Source organism: Nonomuraea sp. NPDC050328, from assembly GCF_044459405.1.
Taxonomy (GTDB): domain Bacteria; phylum Actinomycetota; class Actinomycetes; order Streptosporangiales; family Streptosporangiaceae; genus Nonomuraea.
In genome coordinates this window covers 846,632-865,861 of sequence record NZ_JBITIW010000003.1, presented here as the reverse complement: position 1 = coordinate 865,861, position 19,230 = coordinate 846,632, and the positions used below count along the sequence as shown (strand labels likewise).

The 19,230-nt window shown below is 73.5% G+C and carries 20 protein-coding genes; 9 read left to right on the top strand and 11 right to left on the bottom strand.

The annotated features are described in order from the left end of the window. Window positions 1-46: 46 nt before the first annotated feature. Window positions 47-673: a hypothetical protein gene (locus ACIBG7_RS15600; RefSeq protein WP_357933046.1), complete on the top strand. Its 627-nt coding sequence runs from the start codon at window positions 47-49 to the stop codon at window positions 671-673. Here ACIBG7_RS15600 and ACIBG7_RS15595 read toward each other — a convergent pair. Beyond that, window positions 621-1,103: an NUDIX domain-containing protein gene (locus ACIBG7_RS15595; protein ID WP_397336627.1), complete on the bottom strand. Its 483-nt coding sequence runs from the start codon at window positions 1,101-1,103 to the stop codon at window positions 621-623. The two genes, ACIBG7_RS15600 and ACIBG7_RS15595, sit on opposite strands and share 53 nt — an antisense overlap. Window positions 1,104-1,125: 22 nt before the next feature. Between ACIBG7_RS15595 and ACIBG7_RS15590 the strand changes: the two genes are divergently transcribed. Next, on the top strand, window positions 1,126-3,075 hold the full coding sequence (locus ACIBG7_RS15590) for an ABC1 kinase family protein (protein ID WP_397336626.1): 1,950 nt from the start codon (window positions 1,126-1,128) through the stop codon (window positions 3,073-3,075). Window positions 3,076-3,134: 59 nt separating this feature from the next. Here ACIBG7_RS15590 and ACIBG7_RS15585 read toward each other — a convergent pair whose 3' ends face one another. The 3 genes from ACIBG7_RS15585 to ACIBG7_RS15575 form a co-directional block, all read right to left on the bottom strand. Beyond that, complete coding sequence (locus ACIBG7_RS15585) at window positions 3,135-4,952, bottom strand: M14 family zinc carboxypeptidase (protein WP_357933038.1); 1,818 nt, start codon at window positions 4,950-4,952, stop codon at window positions 3,135-3,137. A gap of 84 nt (window positions 4,953-5,036) precedes the next feature. After that, on the bottom strand, window positions 5,037-6,707 hold the full coding sequence (locus ACIBG7_RS15580; RefSeq protein WP_397336624.1) for a multicopper oxidase family protein: 1,671 nt from the start codon (window positions 6,705-6,707) through the stop codon (window positions 5,037-5,039). Then, on the bottom strand, window positions 6,700-7,092 hold the full coding sequence (locus ACIBG7_RS15575) for a hypothetical protein (protein WP_397336623.1): 393 nt from the start codon (window positions 7,090-7,092) through the stop codon (window positions 6,700-6,702). Before ACIBG7_RS15575 ends, ACIBG7_RS15580 begins: the two co-directional genes overlap by 8 nt. Before the next feature lie 115 nt (window positions 7,093-7,207). On the opposite strand from ACIBG7_RS15575, the gene ACIBG7_RS15570 reads away from it, so the two are divergent. Together ACIBG7_RS15570 and ACIBG7_RS15565 are read left to right on the top strand one after the other, a co-directional pair. Then, a complete protein-coding gene (locus tag ACIBG7_RS15570) occupies window positions 7,208-7,876 on the top strand; it encodes a TetR/AcrR family transcriptional regulator (protein ID WP_397336622.1) in 669 nt (222 codons plus the stop codon). Window positions 7,877-7,878: 2 nt separating this feature from the next. After that, window positions 7,879-8,697: an oxidoreductase gene (locus ACIBG7_RS15565; protein WP_357933026.1), complete on the top strand. Its 819-nt coding sequence runs from the start codon at window positions 7,879-7,881 to the stop codon at window positions 8,695-8,697. Window positions 8,698-8,729: 32 nt separating this feature from the next. On the opposite strand, the gene ACIBG7_RS15560 is transcribed toward ACIBG7_RS15565, so the two are convergent. Together ACIBG7_RS15560 and ACIBG7_RS15555 are read right to left on the bottom strand one after the other, a co-directional pair. Next, entirely contained in the window at window positions 8,730-9,158 is a 429-nt protein-coding gene (locus ACIBG7_RS15560; protein ID WP_397336621.1) for a YybH family protein, read from the bottom strand. 89 nt (window positions 9,159-9,247) lie between these two features. Then, the gene (locus tag ACIBG7_RS15555; RefSeq protein WP_357933020.1) at window positions 9,248-10,081 is read right to left on the bottom strand and encodes an NAD(P)H-binding protein; all 834 of its coding nucleotides are present in this window, start codon (window positions 10,079-10,081) and stop codon (window positions 9,248-9,250) included. A 182-nt stretch (window positions 10,082-10,263) separates the two neighbouring features. Here ACIBG7_RS15555 and ACIBG7_RS15550 point away from each other — a divergent pair, with 182 nt between their 5' ends. Beyond that, window positions 10,264-10,629, top strand: a complete 366-nt coding sequence (locus tag ACIBG7_RS15550; protein ID WP_357933017.1) for a hypothetical protein — start codon at window positions 10,264-10,266, stop codon at window positions 10,627-10,629. An 89-nt stretch (window positions 10,630-10,718) separates the two neighbouring features. Next, window positions 10,719-11,132, top strand: coding sequence for a hypothetical protein (locus ACIBG7_RS15545; RefSeq protein ID WP_357933014.1), 414 nt, complete (start codon window positions 10,719-10,721; stop codon window positions 11,130-11,132). A 14-nt stretch (window positions 11,133-11,146) separates the two neighbouring features. On the opposite strand, the gene ACIBG7_RS15540 is transcribed toward ACIBG7_RS15545, so the two are convergent. From ACIBG7_RS15540 to ACIBG7_RS15530, 3 genes are read right to left on the bottom strand one after another with little or no spacing between them, the layout of a single operon-like run. Beyond that, complete coding sequence (locus ACIBG7_RS15540; protein ID WP_397336620.1) at window positions 11,147-12,115, bottom strand: DUF2804 domain-containing protein; 969 nt, start codon at window positions 12,113-12,115, stop codon at window positions 11,147-11,149. 26 nt (window positions 12,116-12,141) lie between these two features. Beyond that, entirely contained in the window at window positions 12,142-14,118 is a 1,977-nt protein-coding gene (locus tag ACIBG7_RS15535; RefSeq protein WP_397336619.1) for an alpha-galactosidase, read from the bottom strand. After that, the gene (locus ACIBG7_RS15530) at window positions 14,115-15,716 is read right to left on the bottom strand and encodes a glycoside hydrolase family 13 protein (RefSeq protein WP_397336618.1); all 1,602 of its coding nucleotides are present in this window, start codon (window positions 15,714-15,716) and stop codon (window positions 14,115-14,117) included. The genes ACIBG7_RS15535 and ACIBG7_RS15530 overlap by 4 nt, the downstream gene beginning before the upstream one ends. 74 nt (window positions 15,717-15,790) lie before the next feature. On the opposite strand from ACIBG7_RS15530, the gene ACIBG7_RS15525 reads away from it, so the two are divergent. Beyond that, complete coding sequence (locus ACIBG7_RS15525) at window positions 15,791-16,417, top strand: TetR/AcrR family transcriptional regulator (protein WP_357933005.1); 627 nt, start codon at window positions 15,791-15,793, stop codon at window positions 16,415-16,417. 4 nt (window positions 16,418-16,421) lie between these two features. On the opposite strand, the gene ACIBG7_RS15520 is transcribed toward ACIBG7_RS15525, so the two are convergent. Next, window positions 16,422-17,255, bottom strand: a complete 834-nt coding sequence (locus ACIBG7_RS15520; RefSeq protein WP_397336617.1) for a PHP domain-containing protein — start codon at window positions 17,253-17,255, stop codon at window positions 16,422-16,424. Window positions 17,256-17,265: 10 nt separating this feature from the next. Continuing rightward, window positions 17,266-17,673 (bottom strand): alternative ribosome rescue aminoacyl-tRNA hydrolase ArfB, encoded by a 408-nt coding sequence (arfB, locus tag ACIBG7_RS15515; RefSeq protein ID WP_357933000.1) that lies wholly within the window; start codon window positions 17,671-17,673, stop codon window positions 17,266-17,268. A gap of 141 nt (window positions 17,674-17,814) precedes the next feature. Between arfB and ACIBG7_RS15510 the strand changes: the two genes are divergently transcribed. Both ACIBG7_RS15510 and ACIBG7_RS15505 read left to right on the top strand, forming a co-directional pair. Beyond that, window positions 17,815-18,645 (top strand): hypothetical protein, encoded by an 831-nt coding sequence (locus ACIBG7_RS15510; RefSeq protein ID WP_397336616.1) that lies wholly within the window; start codon window positions 17,815-17,817, stop codon window positions 18,643-18,645. Further along, on the top strand, window positions 18,642-19,220 hold the full coding sequence (locus ACIBG7_RS15505) for an HAD family phosphatase (RefSeq protein ID WP_357932994.1): 579 nt from the start codon (window positions 18,642-18,644) through the stop codon (window positions 19,218-19,220). Before ACIBG7_RS15510 ends, ACIBG7_RS15505 begins: the two co-directional genes overlap by 4 nt. Window positions 19,221-19,230 lie beyond the last annotated feature (10 nt).

The window sequence follows — 19,230 nt, the reverse complement described above, 5'->3', positions numbered from 1 at the left end:
GCCGTACCTGACGGGATCTGGCAGGTATGCGTGGCACGCTGGAGGCATGCACCGCATCTACCTCGAACTCGGCAGCAAGAGGGTGTTCGCCTGCTCGCTGGACTGGCCCGGCTGGTGCCGGGTGGACAAGTCCGAGGAGCTCGCCGTCGAGCGGCTGCTCGACTACGCCCCGCGCTACGCCGTGGTGGCCGAGCGCGCCGGCCTGGCGTTCCGCCCGGGGAAGGTCAGCGTGACCGAGCGGGTCAAGGGCGGCGCCACCACCGACTTCGGCGCCCCCGAGGCCCAGCCCGACGCCGACGCCGAGCCGTACCCGGTGAAAGTCGCCACCCGGGACGTGAAGCTGATGCGCGCCGCCTGGGAGCTGTTCGACGAGGTCACGGCCGCCAGCCCGGAGGAACTGCGCAAGGGTCCGCGCGGCGGCGGGCGCGACCGGGACAAGATGGTCGCCCACGTCGAGGACGCCGAGCGCAACTACGCCCGCCAGGTCGGCGTCCGGCACCCGCCCTACCGCGAGCCCGGCGACCGCGACGCGTTGCGCGCGGAGCTGGCCGAGGTGCTGGGCCGGGCCTGGGACGGCACGCCGCTGGGCAAGTGGGCGCCGCGCTACGCGGTGCGGCGCGTCACCTGGCACGTCCTGGATCATCTGTGGGAGATGCAGGACCGGAGCCGATGAGCGCGGGCAGCAGCTCGATGCGCGCGGCGAGGTAGCCGGCCAGCGCGGGCGGCACGATCGGGCGCGAGATGATCTCCGCCGGGTCGGCCGCCAGCCGCACCACCTCGTAGTCGCCGCGCGCCGGGTCGTCCACCTCGGGACCGTGCCGCAGCGCCGGATCCATCGTGCGCAGGCGGCAGCCGTACACGTGCTGGACCTTGATCCGGCCGCGCCAGGGGTAGGCCAGCGTGGTGAGCGGCGTGACGCGCTCGACGGTCGCGCCGAGTTCCTCCAGCAGCTCGCGGCGGAGCGTGCCCTCGAGGCCGGCGTCGCCGTCCTCGACGTGCCCGCCTGGCACGCTGAAATAAACGGCACGGCCCGGAACTGTGCGGCGGAACAGGATCAGCCGGTCGGCGGAGTCGAACAGCAGGCCACGGACACTGGGGCGCATTCCGACAGCCTAGGGTAGCGATGTGATCGAATCCCCTTTGCTGATCATCTCCGGCACGCTGAGCTTCGCGGCCGTGGTGGCGGTGCTGGCCATCGCCGCGCAACGGCTGCTGGGCGTGCGGTTCGGCCTGGTCCGGATCCTGGTGGCGACGGTGGTCACGCTGGGGCTGGCCGGCCCGGTGCTGATCCCGGTGCTCAGCGTGTTCCGGTCCACCGATCCGGAGCGCGATCCGGGGACCGGGCCGCTGTGGGTCGTGTTCCTGCTCATGATGGTCGTCGCGCTGATCATGATGGTGGTCCTGGTGATCGCCGAGGCGCTGGTGCCGCCGGGCTCGGTGCCGGGACCGGTGGAGTTCTTCCGCTCGCTGCGCGGGCGGCTGTCGCGTGGCCGGCGCTACTCGCAGATCACCCGCATCGCCGTCCGCCACGGCCTGGGCCCCTACCTGCGCGGGCGCGGCGACCGGGTGGACGACCGCGGCGGCCGCGTCCGGCTGGCCCGCTCGCTGCGCGAGGCCCTCGACGAGGGCGGGGTGACCTTCGTCAAGCTCGGCCAGGTGCTGTCCACCCGGCGCGACCTGCTGCCCGCCGAGTTCGTCGAGGAACTGGGCAGCCTGCAGGACAAGGTCACCCCGGCGCCCTGGTCGGAGATCGAGCCCGTGCTGCTGGCCGAGCTCGGCGCCCCGGTGGACGAGGTGTTCGCCGCCTTCGACCGGGTGCCGCTGGCCGCCGCCTCGATCGCCCAGGCCTACACCGCGCGCCTGCCGGGCGGCGAGGACGTGGTGGTCAAGGTGCAGCGGCCCGGCATCCGCTCGGTGGTGGCCAAGGACCTCGACATCGTCGCCCGGCTGGCCGCCACCCTGGAGACCCGCACCCGCTGGGGCCGCTCGCTGGGCCTGCGCGACCTGGCCGAGGGCTTCGCTGTGGCGCTGCGCGAGGAGCTCGACTTCCGCATCGAGGCGGCCAACATGGCCGCGGTCGCCGCCGCGCCGCCCGGCCCCATCGTCTACCCGGTGCCCTACCCGCGCCACTGCACCGAGCGGGTCCTGGTGATGCAGCGCCTGGAGGGCAAGCCGCTCGCGCAGGCGCCGGCCGACCCCGCGCTCGCCCGCGACCTGCTCGACTGCCTGCTGCGGCAGATCCTCGTCGACGGCGTCTTCCACGCCGACCCGCACCCGGGCAACATCATGGTGCTCACCGGCGGCGGCCTGGGCCTGCTCGACTTCGGCTCGGTCGGCCGACTCGACGGCGCGATGCGCTCGGCGCTGCAGCGCTTCCTGCTGGCCATGAACCGCCAGGACCCGCTCGCCGTCACCGACGCGCTGCTGGAGGTCGTGCCGCGCCCCGAGGAGATCGACGAGGCCGGCCTGCAGCGCGCGCTCGGCCAGTTCATGGCCCGCCACCTGGGCCCCGGCCTGAACAGCGTCGCGATGTTCACCGACCTGTTCCGCATCATCTCCACCTACGGGCTGTCCGTCCCGCCCGAGGTGGCCGCGGTCTTCCGCGCGCTGGCCACCCTGGAGGGCACGCTGGTACGGCTGGCGCCGGGCTTCAACCTGGTCGACGAGGCCCGCGCCTTCGCCGGCGCGCACCTGGCCTCGGCGCTGCAGAGCGGCACGCTCAAGGAGAGCCTGCTGCAGGAGGCGGCGGCGCTGCTGCCGATGGTGCGCCGGCTGCCGCGCCGCCTGGAGCGCATCGCCAGCGCCGCCGAGCACGGGCGGCTGTCGGTCAACGTGCGGCTGCTGGCCGACGAGCGCGACCGCCGCTTCGTCACCGGCCTGCTGCACCAGGTGGTGCTGACCGTGCTGGGCGCCACGTCCGGGCTGATGGGCGTGCTGCTCATCGGCACGCCCGGCGGCCCGGTGGTGCTGCCCCAGGTGATGCGGCTGTACGAGCTGATCGGCTACAACCTGCTGGTGATCAGCGTGATCCTGGTGCTGCGCGTGCTCATCCTGGTCTTCCGCCCGCGCGAATGACCCGGAGCCCGCCGGGCCGCTCTTGACGGCGGCCCGGCGGTGGGTTCACCCGACCGGGGTCAGGGGTTGTGCACGATCTTGACGTCGTCCACGCCCGCCTCCAGCAGGGAGGCGGTCGAGGCGTCGGCCGCCTCGAAGGTGATCGTCACGTTCTGCCCCGCGTAGGCCGACAGGTTCACGCTGGCCACCGCCCAGGCCCCGTTGCGGTTGCTGGCCGCGCCGAGCTGCTGGAAGACCTGCGTGCCGTTGACCTTGACCCGGAAGTAGTCGGCGGTGGAGGAGTTCGAGCCGTGCGCCAGGTACCAGGAGAAGCTCAGCGTGGACGTCCCGGTCGCCGGGATCGCGATGGCGGGTGACTGGATCGATGTCAGCCCGCCGTCCACGTCGTAGTCGCCCGCCGCGGTCCCGGCCAGCCGGCCGGTCACCAGGTCGTTGACGCCGCTGACCGTGGTGCCGAGCTGCTTGGTCCCGGAGGAGGTGGTCGCCGCCGGGTCGCCGCGCTCCCACAGGCCGGTGGTGGCGGTGCCGGGCACGACCGTCCAGCCGGTGGCGGTCTCGAAGGTGTCGGAGTAGATCGTGGTGCCGGGCGTGCCGCCGCAGTACTGGGCCTCCTTGCCGATGATGCGGTAGACGCAGTCGGAGTACTCCAGGAAGCGCAGCACGGCCTCCCGGTTGCGGGTGGTCTGCGGGACGATCTGCTCGTCCGGCGGGTAGAAGCCGCCGCCTCCGCTGGCCGGGTACATCTCGAAGGTGTAGGTGAAGATCTTGAACTGGCCCCACATCCAGTCGTCGATGGTGCCGTCGGTGATGTACAGGTCGCTGGCCTGCTCGGGGGTGTAGTTGTTGGTGGAGGCCATGTTCTGGCCGAGGGTGGCGTGCGCGTCGCGGTCGTCCTGCGTCAGGCCGGGCGCGGTGTCGTTGTAGGTGAAGCCGTAGGGCCACAGAATGAGCTCGCTGTAGGTGTGCCAGTCGATGTGCGACTTGATCTGCTGCACGCCGCCGACGACGCGGCTGCGCACCCAGTCGGCCACCGCCTTGACCTCGACCGCAGACTCGGGGGCCGAGCCGCGGTAGGTGTCGCTGGAGGTGGAGCCGGACGAGCCGCCGCAGCAGCCCCAGTTGTAGGCCCAGTTGCGGTTCATGTCGGTGCCGACGCTGGCCGAGCCGGGGTTGGGCTGGCGGTTCTTGCGCCAGGAGCGGTAGGAACCCGTGGCGATGTCGTACTCGCCGCCGTCGGGGTTCAGGTCGGGCATGATCCAGATCTCGCGGCTGTTGACCAGGTTGGTGATCCGGCTGTCGGTGCCGTAGTTGTCGGCCAGCAGGTGCATGATGTACAGCGCCATCTCGACGGTGAGGTGCTCGCGCGCGTGCTGGTGCGCGGTGAACAGCACCTCGGTCTCGTTCTCGTCGGTGCCGACGTTGTCGCTGATCTTGATGCCGACCAGGTCGCGGCCCTCGTAGGACTTGCCGTAGACGAACTTGCTGGCGATGGCCGGCTTGGCGGCGACCAGCGCGTTGATGTCGGCGTTCATCTCCGCGTAGTTGTGGTAGCCGGAGTCGGCCGGTGGGAAGTCGAAGGCCCGCACGTCCGGCGCCGATAAGCGGGGCAGCTCACGTACCCGGAAGCCGAGCTTGCGGATGGCGGCGATCTCCTCGGCGCTGGCGGTGACCACCACCGCGCCCGCGCTCACCTCGTCGATGGCCGCGCCGGTGGCGGCGACGGCACTGCGCTGGCGGTTGTCGGCCGGGCCCTCCACCCGGTACTGCTTGTTCGGCGGCGGCTCGGCGGTCGCCGAGGTGGCCGAGGTGGGCGGGATCCCGCCCAGCAGGGCCAGCCCCAGCAGGGCGGTCAGCACGACGATCAGTCGGCGTCTCATGGGCGTCTCTTTCGTGGGGGGTGTGAATGAGGCCTGACTCGACGGTGAGGCCAAGCAGTCAAGCCGAGAAGGCCCAATTCCGCGCTAGACGATCTCCAGGTTGGCCATCATGCCCATGTCCTCGTGCTCGGCGTTGTGGCAGTGGAACAGGTACCGGCCGCGATAGCCGTCGAAACGGGTGATGATCTCGGCCGACTCGCCCGGCCGCAGCGCCACGGTGTCCTTCAGTCCCGCGTCGTGCGGCAGCGGCGCCCCGCCGCCGCGCGAGAGCACCCGGAAGGCGGCCAGGTGCAGGTGGATCGGGTGGTGGACGTCGGCGACCAGCCGCCACACCTCGACCGCGCCGAGCCGGGCGGTGACGTCGGTGCGGGCCGGGTCGAACGGCCGGCCGCCGATCACCCAGCCGCGGCCGTGCTCCAGGTGCCCGGCGCGGAAGGAGAAGTCCCGCACGACGCTCGCCTCGTCGCGCCGCCACTCCGGCAGGTCCCCGGCGAGCCGCGCGGGGAGGCGGGAGGTGTCGCGGGCCGTCCGGGCGACGCGGAAGGCCATGACATCGCGGGTGCGCCCGGCGCCGAGCCGGTTCAGCACCCGGACCAGGCTGCCGACCGGCAGGCCGGCGAAGTCGACCAGCACGTCGTAACGCTCGGCCGGCGCGATCGGCAGCCGGGCGTGCGTCACCGGAGCGGCGAGCAGACCCTGGTCGCCCCCGATCTGCACGAGGTCGAGACGGCGGCCGTCGGCGGCGACGGCCTCGAGCTCGTAGTGGCGGGCGTTGGAGGCGTTGAGCAGCCGCAGCCGGTAGCGGGCGGCGTCCACCTCGTGCACCGGCCACGGGGCGCCGTTGACCAGGATGACGTCGCCGAGCACCCCGGCCGAGAAGGGCTCGCTCACCCCGGGCCGGCCGCGCAGCAGCGGGTCGAGCGACGGGTAGGGCATCGAGCCGTCGGCGGCGAAGGCCCGATCGGTGATCATCAGTGGCAGCTCGCGGTCGCCGCGCGGCAGGTCGAGGGCGTCCTCGACGTCGTCGCGCACGACGTGCAGGCCGGCCAGGCCGCGCCAGATCGCCGGTGCGGTGAAGTCCATCCGGTGGTCGTGGTACCACAGCAGCGCGGCCCGCTGGTCGAGCGGGAAGGTGTACTCGCGGGTGAGGCGGCTGGTCACCGCGCGCGGGTCGTGCATCGCCGGGTGCCGGCCGCCGTGCCCCTGCCCGTGCGCTTGCCCCTGCCCGTGCTCCTGCTCCTGCCCGGTGTCCGGCCAACCGTGCGGCAGCACCAGGTCGGTGGGGTAGCCGTCGGAGGCGGCCGGGGTGCGGCCGCCGTGCAGGTGCACCACGGTCGGCACCGGTAGCTCGTTGCGATGCAGCACGGTGACCGGGCGGCCGCGCCTGGACTCGATCGTCGGACCGGGGAAGGTGCCGTCGTAGGTCCACAGCGGAGTCGGCACGCCCGGCACGATCTCCGCCGTCACCGCCCGCTGGGTGATCTCGTAACGGTCGGCGCCGCCGGCGGTGGCGACCGGGCTGAGGACGCGGGGGACCGGCAGGGGCAGGGTGTACGGCTCGGGCAGCGGAACGGCACTGCGCAGCTCGCGGCCGGTGCTCGCGGGCCGGTGCGCCAGCCCGCCGGAGAGCGTGAGCCCACCGGCCGCGACCAGCCCGAGGCTGCCGCCGATCTCGAACACGCGACGGCGCGACACCTCGGCCCCCGCCCACCTGCCCGCCCACCTGCCCGCCCACCTGCCCGCCCGCTCAGCCATCGACGCCCACCAGGGCACGGGCCGGCGGGCGGACCCAGACGACGGTGAACAGGACGGCGAGCGCGGCGACGATGGTGACGCCCAGCGGGAGGTGCGCCCACAGCAGGCCGTTCATCCCCACCACGTACTGCCCGAACTCGGCCACCACGATCAGCGCCGACGCCGCGACCGGCCACCGCCGCCGCGTCCGCGCCGACACCACCACGGCCAGCACCACCTGGGCGAGGCCGGCGTAGGACACCACGTCGGCGATGCGGGCGTGCCAGGTCAGCCCGTCGATGTTCCCGCTCAGGTAGACCCCGGCGAGCGCCGGCTGTGCGAAGGCCGCGACGGTGTGCACGGACACGACCGCGCGGAAGAGCCCGATCGGTGGAGTTCTCGTCATGCGATCCACCTTCGGGCCGCACCCTTCATGACGTCCAAGACGAATATCGCTATGTCCTCATGCCTCCAGCGTTATGGGTTTTGACAAATTGACCAAATATGTCAATCTGGAGAACGTGAGCACCAGCGACCCGGACCGCACGCGAGCGATCCTCGACGCGACAGAGCACCTGCTGCTGCGCCTCGGCTACGACAAGCTGACGATGGCCGACGTCGCCGAGGCGGTCGCCCTGCACCGCGGGCTGGTCTACCTGGTCTTCAAGAGCAAGGACGAGCTCGTCGAGGCGGTGGTCCGCGACGCGCTGCGCCGCTACGCCGACGCCTGGCGCGAGCACCTGGAGGCCGACCCGCGGGCCGGCAGCGTGGCCGCCGTCTACCGGGGCATGATCGGCACGCTGGAGCACCTGCCGCTGGCGGCGGCCGTCGTCGCCCGGGCCGAGGACGTCTTCGGCAAGTACCTGCGCAAGCGCGGCAGCGTCTTCGAGCGCCTGCCGGAGATCAGCGGCAGCCACGACTTCCTGCGCGTGATGCAGGCGGCGGGAGCCGTCGGCCCCGACGTCGACGTGCGGGCCGTGGCCTACGTCCTCGACGCGCTCACCCCGGCCGTCCGGCGCACCTTCGGCGCCGCGCCCGGCGGGCAGGTTCCCTCGCCCGCCGCGGTGCTGACCGTGCTGGAGCGGATGATCGACCGCGCGCTGCCCCCCGGGGACGAGGACCAGCTCGCCGCGGGCAAGGCGGTCCTGCTCGGCCTGCTCACCGACGCGAGAACCACGATGGAGGTCTGATCATGAAGGTTGTGCTCGTCACCGGCGCGTCGTCCGGGATCGGCAAGGCCACGGCGCTCGAACTGCTGCGCGCCGGGCACATCGTCTACGGCGCCGCCCGCCGTCTCGGGCACATGGCCCCGATCAGCGAGGCGGGCGGCCGGATCCTGCCCCTCGACCTGCGCGAGCCGGACGACCCGGCCCGTGTGATCGACACCGTCGTGGCTGAGCAGGGCCGGATCGACGTCCTGGTCAACAACGCCGGCGCCGTCCTGCACGGCGCCGCCGAGGACGTCCCCCTGGACCGGGCCCGCGACCTGTTCGAGGTCAACCTGTACGGCCCGGCCCGGCTGGTCCAGCTCGCCCTGCCGTACATGCGGGAGCGGGGGAGCGGCACGATCGTCAACGTCTCCTCCGTCGGCGGCGAGATCGCGCTCCCGCTCGGCTGCTGGTACTACGCCTCCAAGCACGCGCTGGAGGCCTACTCCGACACGCTGCGGCTGGAGGTCGCGCCGTTCGGCATCGACGTGGTCGTCGTCCAGCCCGGCATCATCAAGACCGAGTTCGAGGACCACACCGCCGGCGACCTGCGGGAGATCTCCGGCGGCACCGCCTACGGCGCCATGGCCGAGGCGATGGCGCGCAGGAGCGAGACGCAGCTCGGCGAGGGGTCGCCGGCCTCCGACCCCGGCGAGGTCGCCGCGGTCATCCGCGAGGCGGCCGAAGCCGCCCGGCCGCAGACCCGCTACGCCGTCGGCTACCTGGCCGACCGGCTGCTGGAGCTCAACCGGACCCTGCCCGACCGCGAATGGGACGCCCTGGCTTCGAGCGCCCTCGGCTAGGAGCCGTCGGGCAGGGACACCGGCGACCGGCCTCAGTCCACCGGCGCGAACCAGGCCTGCAGCGTCTCCATGTCGATCGGCAGCGAGATGTGCTCGTGCGTGATCAGCCACGTGCCGTTCACCCGCCGGCAGCCGACGGTCGAGCGGACCCAGATCGAGGACTCGACCCCGTTCGCGCGCTTGCCCGAGTCGAGGTGCAGCATGTGCGCGAACGCGACGTCGCCGCCGACCGCGACGGTCAGCTCGTGCGTCTCCAGGCCGATCGGGCCGTCGTAGCCGTCGAACCAGCGCAGGAAGTTGCGGCGGACCTCCTCGGTGCCCGCGAACCGCAGCGGGGGAACCGCGTCGTAGTAGACGACCTCGGGGGCATAGTGGGCCATCAGGCGATCGATGTCCTTCACCCGGGCGGCCTCGGCCCGGCTCGCCAGCAGCGCCCGCACCGCGGCATCGGTCGAACTCATCACGTTCTCCTTCTCGTCAGCGGCCGCCGGGCAGGTCCCCGGCGGCCCCGATGATCCGACGAGGCGGCCCGGACAAGTGTGAGCCGGGGTCAGCCGCGGAAGGCCGCCGCGTGCTCGGCGGCCCAGGCGGCGAAGGTGAGCGCGGGCCGGCCCAGGAGCCGCTCCACGGTGTCCGTGGTCGGGCCGGGCTGCCGGGCGTGGTCGGCCAGCGAGCCGAGCAGCCGCTCGGGGATCTCCTCGGCCAGGCCCTGGGCGAGCATCGCCTGCCGTACCCGCTCGGGCGGCAGTTCCTCGAAGGGCAGCTCGCGGCCGAGCGCCTGCCCGAGGATCCGGGCCTTGTCCCGCTGGGTGAGCGACTGCGGGCCGGTGAGCAGGTAGGCCTGGCCCGCGTGCCCGGGAGCCAGCAGCGCCCGCACGGCCACCTCGGCGAGGTCGCGCTCGTGGATCGGCGAGGTCGCCGCGCCGCCGTACGCGCCGCGGACCACGCCGGTCGAGCGGACCTGCGGGGCCCAGGCCAGGGCGTTGGCCGCGAAGTCGGCGCAGCGCAGCAGGGTCCAGTCCGCCCCGGAGGCCCGCACCGCCTCCTCGGCGGCCCGGAAGGCGGCGGCGAACTCGGGCCGGCCCGCCGGGTGCACGACGGTCGCCGCCGACAGCAGCACCACCCGCGCCACCCCGTGCTCGGCGGCCAGCGCCAGCAGCTCCGGCAGGTCGCGCCCCACCGCCCGCGGGCTGACCAGGATCCCGCTCACCCCGGCCAGGTCCGCCTTCAGCCCGGCCACCTCGCCCGCCACTGGACGCACCCCCTCCGGGAAGCCGGCCCGTCCCGGGTCGCGGGTGCCGGCGAGCACCTCCTGCCCGGCCTCCAGCAGCAGGTCCACGGCGCTGCGCCCGACGGTCCCGGTCGCTCCGGTCACCAAGATCATGTCGTTCCCCTTCCGGCGGCTGCATCGAACACCACCTGAGAGCGCTCCCGGCCGCCGGACGTGACGGGATCCCCGCGAATGTGGCGCACCTCTCACACGGTCGTTCACCCGCCGGACCCGGACAGTGGGCGGAGCACGACGAGTGCGAGGAGAGACGAGTGCGAGGAGAGAGGAGCACACCCATGGCCGGAAAGGCCGTCATCAGCCTCACCACCGGGCTGGAAGATCCCGAGAAGGTCACCGTGGCCTTCCTGGTCGCCGTCGGCGCGGCCGAGCAGGGCCGCCCGACGCTGATGTTCCTGACCAAGGAGGCCGCCCGGCTCGCGCTGCCCGGCGTCGCGACCGGCGTGGCCTGCGACGGCTGCCCGCCGCTGGCCGATCTGCTGGCCCGCTACGCCAAGGCGGGCGGCGCCTACCTGGTCTGCCCGCTCTGCTTCGACGCGCGCCGGCTCGACCGCACCACCCTGATCGAGGGGGCCGAGCTGGGCGGGACGGTGCCGATGTGGGAGTGGATCGGCGACGAGGGGGCCACCACCTTCAGCTACTGACCTGCCGCGCAGTCATCTCCAAGCGGGCCGCAAGCGAGCGGGCGTATTCCTGGACGGGTCCCGTTCCCGTCCCATCCTGGAGTCCCCTCATGCGCGCCCGCTCGCTCGGCGTCCTGACCGCCGCCGCCCTGCTCACCCTCGGCCTGTCCGCCCCCGCCGCCTCGGCGGACCCGACCGTGTGGCGCTGGGGCAAGATCCAGTCCACCGACGGCTGGGCCACGGCCTGGGGCAAGGTCTCGGTCGGCCAGTCCGGCTTCGTCGTCACCGGCAACCTCGACGACTCCTACGGCAAGACCTGCTCCTGGCTGCTGCTCAAGTACATGAGCTCGCAGAACGGCCGCTGGCGCACGCACGGCGTCTACAACTGCCAGACCGGCTCGGGCACCTTCCGCAAGAGCGTCGGCGGGGTGCTGCAGATCAAGGCCATGGCCTGCCGCGGCACCTCCAAGCGCCCGGTGAACAAGTGCTCGCGCTGGAAGACCATCTACACCCAGGGCGGCTGACCCCGGAGGCGGGTTCACCAGCGGTTGCGGGCCTCCTCGGCCCAGCCGGTGAGCCCGTCGAGCTCCACCCAGCCCCCCTCGGCACGGAACCGCCCGGAGAAGGTGCCGAAACACTGGTGCGTCTCGCTGGCGACGATCCCTAGGTCGGTCCTGGCCACCTTCTCGTGGAAGGGCGTGAAGTCCACCTCCACGCCCTCGCCGTGGATGCGCCACGGCCGCAGCCAGTCCCGCCGCGAGTACTCCCACGTCAGCTCGGCGCCGATCTTGTGCAGCCGGCCGCCGACGAACACCGCGTTCTCCGTCGAGCCGGTGCCGTCGGTCCACTTGCCGCCGAGCTGCACCGCCACGCCGTCCCCGGCGCCGGCCGCCCAGTTCCAGGTGACCGAGTACGGCCAGCGTCCCCGCCCGTGGTCGAGCACCGCGAACCCGTCCAGGGCGTGCTCGACGCCGTCCAGCCGCAACACGCCGTGCACGGGCCGCCCGACGTCCTTGACCGTGTACTGGAAGCGAGTGGCGCTCCACGGCACGACCACCCCGAGCGACTCGTGCCCGGCGGGCAGCGGCACCTCGGCCGACAGCTCGATGCCCGGCGCCTTGGCCCGGATCGCCGTGCCGTTCGCGTCCTGCCGGATGCCGATCGCCAGCCCGCCGCCCCGCACCGCCACCTCGCCCGCGCCGCTGCGGTCGGGGAAGCGCGTGCCCGCGGCCAGCGGCACGACCGCGTCGGCCGAACGCTCCTGCCCGCTCGCCCGGTCGAGCACGTACAGGCCGTGCACGCCGGCGTAGTCGAGGGAGGAGGCGACCAGCCCGACGATGTGCGTGGGCGTGACCAGACCCCAGTACTCCCAGCGCTTGCCCCGCCCCCAGCCGCGCAGGTTCGCCCGGTGCAGCGGCCGGCGCGTCCAGCCCACCGCCTCGGGGTTGAGCCGGCCGCCGGGCAGGCACAGGTCGACGGGCTCGGTGATCTCGCGCTCGTGGGTCATGACGGCCTTCCTGGCTCGGCGGGTGGTCAGCGGAGGCGGCGCAGCCGGGTCAGCGTGCTGGTCGCGTCGAAGGGCAGGGGCTGGGGCAGGCCGTGGCTCAGCAGCACGGCCCCGTGGTGCACGGCGCCGGTGTCCTCGTCCCGGTAGGCCGCGCCCGGATCCAGGCCGCGCGGCCGTACCGGCGCGGTGGCGGGCAGCAGCGTGCTCGGCCGGCAGATCAGGACCACGACCCGGTCCTCGTGGCTGTACTGCACGGCGTGCTCGCCGAGCCGGTCGAGCCGGCCCCGATGGACCACCGGGCGGATCTCCTTGTAGCGGGCGACCAGGCCGGCCGCCTCCGCCAGCTCCTGCTCGCTCCAGCGCAGCAGGTCGCCGCCCAGGCCGAGCGCGCCGGCCATGGCCACGTGGAAGCGGAAGGCCAGCGGGGTGATCCTGGCCGTCTGCGCGTTCGGGCTGTCGGTCACCCAGGCGCCCATGGTGGCCGCCGGGTACAGGTGGCCGTAGCCGTGCTGGATGGCCAGGCGCTGGGCGGCGTCGGTGTTGTCGGAGGTCCAGATCTGGTCGGTGCGGGCCAGCATGCCCGGGTCGGCCCGGCCGCCGCCGCTGGCGCAGCCCTCGACCAGCAGACCCGGGTGGGCGGCGCGCAGCCGGTCGAGGACGGCGTACACGTTGCGGATGTAGGGGATCCAGACGTCGTCGCCCGCCTCGGTGACCGGGCGGTTCATGTCCCACTTCAGGAACGCCACGCCGTACCGGCCGACCAGGTGGTCCAGCCGGCCCAGCGCCCACTCGGCCACCTCGTCGCGGGAGAAGTCCAGCAGGAGCTGGTTGCGCACCTGGGTGGCGCGGCGGTGCGGCTGGCCCAGGATCCACTCGGGGCGGGTGCGGGCCAGCTCGCTGTCCGGGTTGACCGACTCGGGCTCCACCCACAGGCCGAAGCCCATGCCGAGCGCCCGCACCGCGTCGGCCAGCGGCTCCAGGCCGTCGGGGAAGCGTCCGGGGTCGGCGTGCCAGTCGCCCAGCCCGGCGCGGTCGCTCGAGCGGCCGGCGAACCAGCCGTCGTCCACCACGAAGACCTCGGCGCCGAGCGCGGCGGCCCGCTCGGCCAGCGCGAGCTGCTGGCCGGGGGAGATGGCGAACCCGGTCGCCTCCCAGGAGTTGTAGACCACCGGCCGCAGCCGGTCGTCGCGCAGGTAGTCGTGCCAGCGGTGGCTCGCGCCGCCGAAGCCGTCGGGGGAGTAGACGCCGGCGAACACCGGCGTCTCGGCCCGCCCGCCCGGCTCCAGCCGCCAGGTCAGGCCGTCGTGGCCGTGGCCGCCGCTCCACGTCAGGCCGCCGCCGTGCTCGCGGCGCACCGTCATCCGCCAGCTTCCGCTCCAGGCCAGCGCGGTGCTCCAGACCTCGCCGTGCGCCTCGGTGGCCTCGCCCGCGTCCAGCATCAGCCACGGGTTGACCTCGTGGCCGCTGTGCCCGCGGCGGCTGGTCAGCACCGTCTCGGCCACCGGCAGCGGGGTACGGCGCAGCCGGAACTCCCCGCCCCACTCGCCGCTCACGTGCGTCAGCCGCCACGCCTCCCGCCCCGGCGGGCTCCACGCGGCCGAGTCGCAGCGCAGCAGCGTGATCGGGGTGTCGCCGTGGTTGACCAGCGTGGTGTGCCGTTCCAGCACCTCGCCGCGCAGCCGGTAGTGCAGGCCGATCTCCAGCGGGTAGTGCCGGTCGGCCAGCCGCAGGACCAGGCGCTCGCCGTCGAGCTCCTCACCCAGGAAGCGCCACTCGGCCCCGCGGACGCCGTCGGCGTACCGGAGCTGCAGCGCCGGCACGCCGAAGCGCTCGCCGCCCTCCACCGGCAGCTCCTCCGCGCCCGGCGGCAGGTCGCGGGCCTGGTCGAGGGTGAGGGGCGGGCCCCAGTGGGCGCAGCGCGGCGTGTCGTCCGCGTCGAGGCGGACGACATAGCCGCTGCTCGCGGTGGTGAGCAGCCACAGCCGCCCGGCCGAGACGATCATCGCAGCCACACGGTGGTGTCGGCGGGCAGGAGCGAGCCGTCGAGCGGGCCGCTGGCCAGCAGGACCGCCTCGTGCGAGGGCAGCTCGGCCGCGCCGGGGCCGAAGTTGGTGACCAGGGTGAAGCCGGGCTCGCGGCGGAAGGCCAGCAGGTCCGGGCCCAGGTCCAGCCACTCCAGGTCGCCGTCGCCCAGCGCCGGGTGGGCGCGGCGCTCGGCCAGCGCGCGCCGGTAGAGGGCGAGCGTGGAGCCGGGATCGGCCTCCTGCGCGGCCACGGTCAGCGGCCCCCAGCCCGGCGGCTGCGGCAACCAGGTGCCGAGCTCGGGGGAGTCGCCGGCCGGGAAGCCGTACGGCGGGGCCTCGCCCGACCACGGGAGCGGGACGCGGCAGCCGTCGCGGCCGATGAAGGCCCGCCCGGTGCGCTCGAACATCGGGTCCTGCCGCCGCTCCGCCGGGATCGCCAGATGCTCGGGCAGGCCCAGCTCGTCGCCCTGGTAGAGGTAGGCCGACCCGGGCAGGGCGAGTTGCAGCAGCGCCGCCGCCCGCGCCCGCCGCGTGCCCAGCGCCACGTCCACCTCGACCTGCCCCAGCAGCACCTCGGCGGTCGGCTGCCGGACCAGGTCCTGGTCGATCCCGAAGCGGGTGACCATGCGCGGCACGTCGTGGTTGCCCAGCACCCACGGGATCGACCCGCCGCTGCGCCGGGCCAGCCGGTGCGAGTCGTCGATCACCGCGCGGAAGGCCGCCGCCTCCCACGGGCACGGCATCAGCCGGAAGTCGAACAACTGCGCCAGGCCGTCGCCGCCGAGGTAGGGCTCGGCGTGCTCCGCCGCGTCGAACCAGATCTCCGCCACCGTCGTCCGGTCGCCCGGGTAGCCGTCGAGGATCTTCCGCCACGACCGGTACAGCTCCAGCAGCTCCGGCTGGTTCTCGTACGGCGTCGCCCCCGCCTCCGGCCGCAACGGGGTCAGCCCCGGCGCGGCCACGTCCGGGAGGCCCTCCTGCTTGAACAGCATGTTCGCCACGTCGATGCGGAAGCCCGCCACCCCGCGATCCAGCCAGAAGCGCAGCGTGCGCTCGAAGAGCGCGACGACGTCCGGGTGCCGCCAGTTCCAGTCCGGCTGGGCGGCGTCGAACAGGTGCAGGTACCACTGCCCGTCGGGAGCCTGGCTCCAGGCCGGGCCGCCGAACTTGGAGATCCAGTTGTTGGGCCGGTCGCGGAAGACGAACCGCTCGCGCTCCGGGCTGCCCGGCGGCGCGGCCAGGGCCTGGCGGAACCACGGGTGCTCGGCCGAGCAGTGATTCGGCACGATGTCGACGATCACCCGGATGCCCAGCGCCCCGGCCTCGGCCACCAGCGCGCCGAAGTCGTCCAGGGTGCCGTAGCGCGGGTCCACGCCGCAGTGGTCGGCCACGTCGTAGCCGCCGTCGGCCAGCGGCGAGGGGTAGAACGGGGTGAGCCACACCGCGTCCACGCCCAGCCCGGCCAGGTGGCCCAGCCGCGCCCGCAGGCCGGCGAGCGTGCCCTCCCGGCCGCCGCCCGCGAAGCTGCGCGGGTAGACCTGGTACACGACCGCGCTGCGCCACCACTCACGCGACACCGGAACTCCATTCCTCGGGGAGCACCACGGTAGAACATGACAAGGTGTTATGTTAACGGTGTTATGTTAACCGGGTGGAGATTCCCGGCGTACGGCGGACACCGGTCCAGCAGCGCAGCATCGAACGCGTCGAGCGCATCCTCGACGCCTGCGCCGAACTGCTCGACGAGGTCGGCTTCGACGCCCTGGCCACCGCCGAGGTCGCCCGCCGCGCCGGCGTGCCGGGCGCGACCGTCTACCAGTTCTTCGACGGCAAGGCCGGCATGCTGCGCGCCCTGGCCCTGCGCAACCTCGACCTGCTCCTGGAGCGGCTGCGCCGCCGCGCCGCCGCCGAGCCCGGCCTCACCTGGCCGCGCGCCGCCGAGATCGTCGTCGAGGAGACCGCCGCGATGCGCCGCACCGTGCCCGGCTTCACCGTCGTCGACTTCGCCGACACCCGGCCCGGCGGCGCCTCCTTCCTGCCGCCCGGGCAGGGCGAGGGCGGCGGCGACATCCTGGCCGAGCGGCTGTACGGCTTCGCCGTCGAGGAGGCCGGGCTGCCGCCGCTGCCCGACCCGCTCCGGGTGGTACGGCTGGCCATCGAGGTCACCGGCGTCGCGCTCCGCCTGGCCTTCCAGGGCAGCCGCGAGGGGGACCCGGCGATGCTCGGGCACGCCCGCCTGCTCCTGCGCTCCTTCTTCACCGGCGTCACCGCCCCCTGACCGGTCAGCGGGTCCACAGGTCGTGCGGATGCCGCCCCGGCCGGAACCCGTGCGCCTCGACCAGATCGGCCGCCTCGCCGAAGCGCCGCGCCAGCCCCGAGGGCTCGTGGGCGTCGCTGCCGAAGGACACCTCCCGCCCGCCCTCCTCCCGCCACCACCGCACCAGCTCCGGCCGCAACGGCCGGGAGGTGTTGACCTCCATCGCCCGCCCGGCCCGCGCGGTGGCCCGCAGGGCGTGCCGGAACTCCTCCTCGAACGCCCCCGCCTCCACCGGCTCCCCGGGCCAGTACCGCAGGGGGTAGTCGACGTGCGCCAGCACGGCGAAGACGTCGCTCCCGCCCACCAGCCGCGGAATCTCCGCCAGGTACGCCCGGACCACCTCCTGCGGATCCCGGTGACCGTACAGACCGGGCGGTTCGGCGAACCCGTCCCCGTCCGGCAGGCAGTGCAGCGAGCCCAGCACCCGATCGAACCGCCCCGCCGCCAGGACGGGCGCGATGGCGGCGGCATGCCAGTGCGGCTCGCCCAGCTCCAGCCCGCTCAGGATGCGCAGTCCCGGAAACCGCTCACGGCACTCGGCCACCGCCGCCAGATACCCCTCGGCGTCGAACGCCGGCGGGGTCAGCCGCCCGTCGGGACCGCTCAGCCGGAGCAGGTGGTCGGTGCCGTGCAGGGCGCCGAGGTCGACCGTCCAGACGGTGTGGTCGACGTGCTCGGTGAAGGCGAGCGCCGGCAGGCCCAGCTCCACCGCGCGAGCACAGGCGCCGATCATGGACGCCAGGGGGGCGTCCCACGACCACTCGCTGTGCACGTGGTTGTCGGCGGGGAGCGGGGTCACCTTGCGGTCGTCACGGTGCGCCGCGGAGGCGCTTGAGGTCGGCGCGGTGCTTCTTGGCGGTCAGCCGGCGCTCGACGGAGCCCTTGCTGGGCTTGGTGGCGCGGCGGCGCTTGGGCGGCGGGGCGATCGCCTCGCGCAGCCGCTGGGCCAGGCGCATGGCGGCGGCCTCCCGGTTGCGCAACTGCGAGCGGTGCTCGGAGGCGACGACGGTGAGCACCGGCGTGCCGAGCCGGGCCAGCGCCCGGGCCTTGAGCGGCTCGGGGAAGGCGGTGCTGGCCGCGAGGTCGAAGATGAGCTCGACGCGGGAGTCGGTGGTGTTGACGCCCTGTCCGCCGGGACCCGACGAACGGGAGAAACGCCAGGCGAGCTCGGCGTCGGGGATGACGACCGAGTCGGTGACGTGCAGCGGGCCGGACATGGCGTGGTTCCTCCTCCTGAATGCGAGTGTCACCGTATCCGGGCGACCTATGCCTCGCGCAACGAAATTTCGTGTTAAGCCGGCTGCAATCGGCTGATGCCATGATCACGGGCACACCAGAACAGGGCGAGGGGAGTGGCCGTGGGGGCCATCGTCGGCGTACACGGGATCGGCAAGTACAAGTACTACAAGGCGGCCGGTTGTTCCGCCACCGGCGCGGCCGACGCCATGCGGCTGAAATGGGACCGCTACCTGCACGCCGCCCTGGGCAAGGCCGGCAGCCGCGAGGCCGCCTACATCACCGAGGTCGCCTACTTCGCGCACCTGCTGCGCGACGGCCGCGACGACGGCGACGACGAGACCCCGGTGCCGCCGGAGCGCATGGACGCCGGCACCCAGCGCTTCTTCGTGAGCTGGGCCAAGGAGGCCGGCCTCGGCGAGCAGCTCACCGGGGCGCTGTCGGCCTTCACCGGCTGGCTCCTGCGCCGCCCGGCCGCCGCCGCCTTCGCCCTGCGCTTCGTGCCGGAGGTGGCCACCTACCTGACCGACGAGGCCCGCCGGGCCGACTGCCAGGCCACCGTCGCCGAGGTCATCCGCCGGAACCGGCCCAAGGTCGTGATCGCCCACTCGCTCGGCAGCGTCGTCACCTACGAGACCCTGTGGGCCAACCCCGACCTCGACGTCGACCTGCTGATCACCCTGGGCTCGCCGCTCGGCATGCGCAACGTCGTCTTCGAGCACCTGCTGCCGGCCCCGATCAACGGCCGGGGCGAGCGGCCCAAGGGGGTGCGGCGCTGGGTGAACATCGCCGACCGGCACGACATCGCCGCGATCCCGCCGCAGCTCGCCGGCTGCTTCACCGGCGTCGACCTGGAGCAGCTCGTCAACCTCGACTGGCTCGACTTCCACACGGTGGAGAAGTACCTGGGGTGCGGCGCGCTCAACGACCACCTGCGACCATATCTGGCATGAAGTGGATCGTGTTCGACTACGGCAACGTCATCTCCCTGCACCAGTCGCGAGCCGACAACCACGCCATCGCCGAGCTCGCCGGCGCCGACCCCGAGAGCTTCGAGCAGGCCTACTGGGAGCACCGCCTCGACTTCGACCGGGGTGACCTGACGGCTCCGCAGTACTGGAAGCTGGTGCTGGGCCGCCCGGTGGACGAGGAGGAGAACGCCCGGCTGGTGGAACTCGACGCCGAGAGCTGGTCGAGGCCGAACGAGGGCACCCTGGCGATCATGCGGGAGCTCCAGGACCGGGGCGTCCCGCTCGGGCTGCTGTCGAACGCACCCGCCGAGCTGGCCGAGGCGTGGGACCGGCTGCCGTGGATCTCCGCGCTGGACCGCCGCTTCTACAGCGCCCACCTGGGCCTGGTGAAGCCGGACCGGGCCATCTACGACCACCTGGCGGACGAGCTCGGGACCAGGGAGATCGTCTTCATCGACGACCGGCTGGAGAACGTCGAGGGCGCGGAGAAGGCCGGCCTGACCGGGGTGCACTTCCTCGGGGCGGCCGAATTGCGCGAGAGCTTGTCCCTTATGTGAACTATGGTGA

Bases quoted from the DNA above. Each gene is read 5' to 3' on its own strand.
- ACIBG7_RS15560 (WP_397336621.1), bottom strand. From the start codon at position 9,158: ATGAGTTCGACCGATGCCGCGGTGCGGGCGCTGCTGGCGAGCCGGGCC.
- ACIBG7_RS15595 (WP_397336627.1), bottom strand. From the start codon at position 1,103: ATGCGCCCCAGTGTCCGTGGCCTGCTGTTCGACTCCGCCGACCGGCTG.
- arfB (WP_357933000.1), bottom strand. From the start codon at position 17,673: ATGTCCGGCCCGCTGCACGTCACCGACTCGGTCGTCATCCCCGACGCC.
- ACIBG7_RS15505 (WP_357932994.1), top strand. From the start codon at position 18,642: ATGAAGTGGATCGTGTTCGACTACGGCAACGTCATCTCCCTGCACCAG.
- ACIBG7_RS15545 (WP_357933014.1), top strand. From the start codon at position 10,719: ATGCGCGCCCGCTCGCTCGGCGTCCTGACCGCCGCCGCCCTGCTCACC.
- ACIBG7_RS15580 (WP_397336624.1), bottom strand. From the start codon at position 6,707: ATGGCTGAGCGGGCGGGCAGGTGGGCGGGCAGGTGGGCGGGCAGGTGG.
- ACIBG7_RS15550 (WP_357933017.1), top strand. From the start codon at position 10,264: ATGGCCGGAAAGGCCGTCATCAGCCTCACCACCGGGCTGGAAGATCCC.
- ACIBG7_RS15575 (WP_397336623.1), bottom strand. From the start codon at position 7,092: ATGACGAGAACTCCACCGATCGGGCTCTTCCGCGCGGTCGTGTCCGTG.
- ACIBG7_RS15600 (WP_357933046.1), top strand. From the start codon at position 47: ATGCACCGCATCTACCTCGAACTCGGCAGCAAGAGGGTGTTCGCCTGC.
- ACIBG7_RS15585 (WP_357933038.1), bottom strand. From the start codon at position 4,952: ATGAGACGCCGACTGATCGTCGTGCTGACCGCCCTGCTGGGGCTGGCC.
- ACIBG7_RS15565 (WP_357933026.1), top strand. From the start codon at position 7,879: ATGAAGGTTGTGCTCGTCACCGGCGCGTCGTCCGGGATCGGCAAGGCC.
- ACIBG7_RS15535 (WP_397336619.1), bottom strand. From the start codon at position 14,118: ATGATCGTCTCGGCCGGGCGGCTGTGGCTGCTCACCACCGCGAGCAGC.
- ACIBG7_RS15555 (WP_357933020.1), bottom strand. From the start codon at position 10,081: ATGATCTTGGTGACCGGAGCGACCGGGACCGTCGGGCGCAGCGCCGTG.
- ACIBG7_RS15540 (WP_397336620.1), bottom strand. From the start codon at position 12,115: ATGACCCACGAGCGCGAGATCACCGAGCCCGTCGACCTGTGCCTGCCC.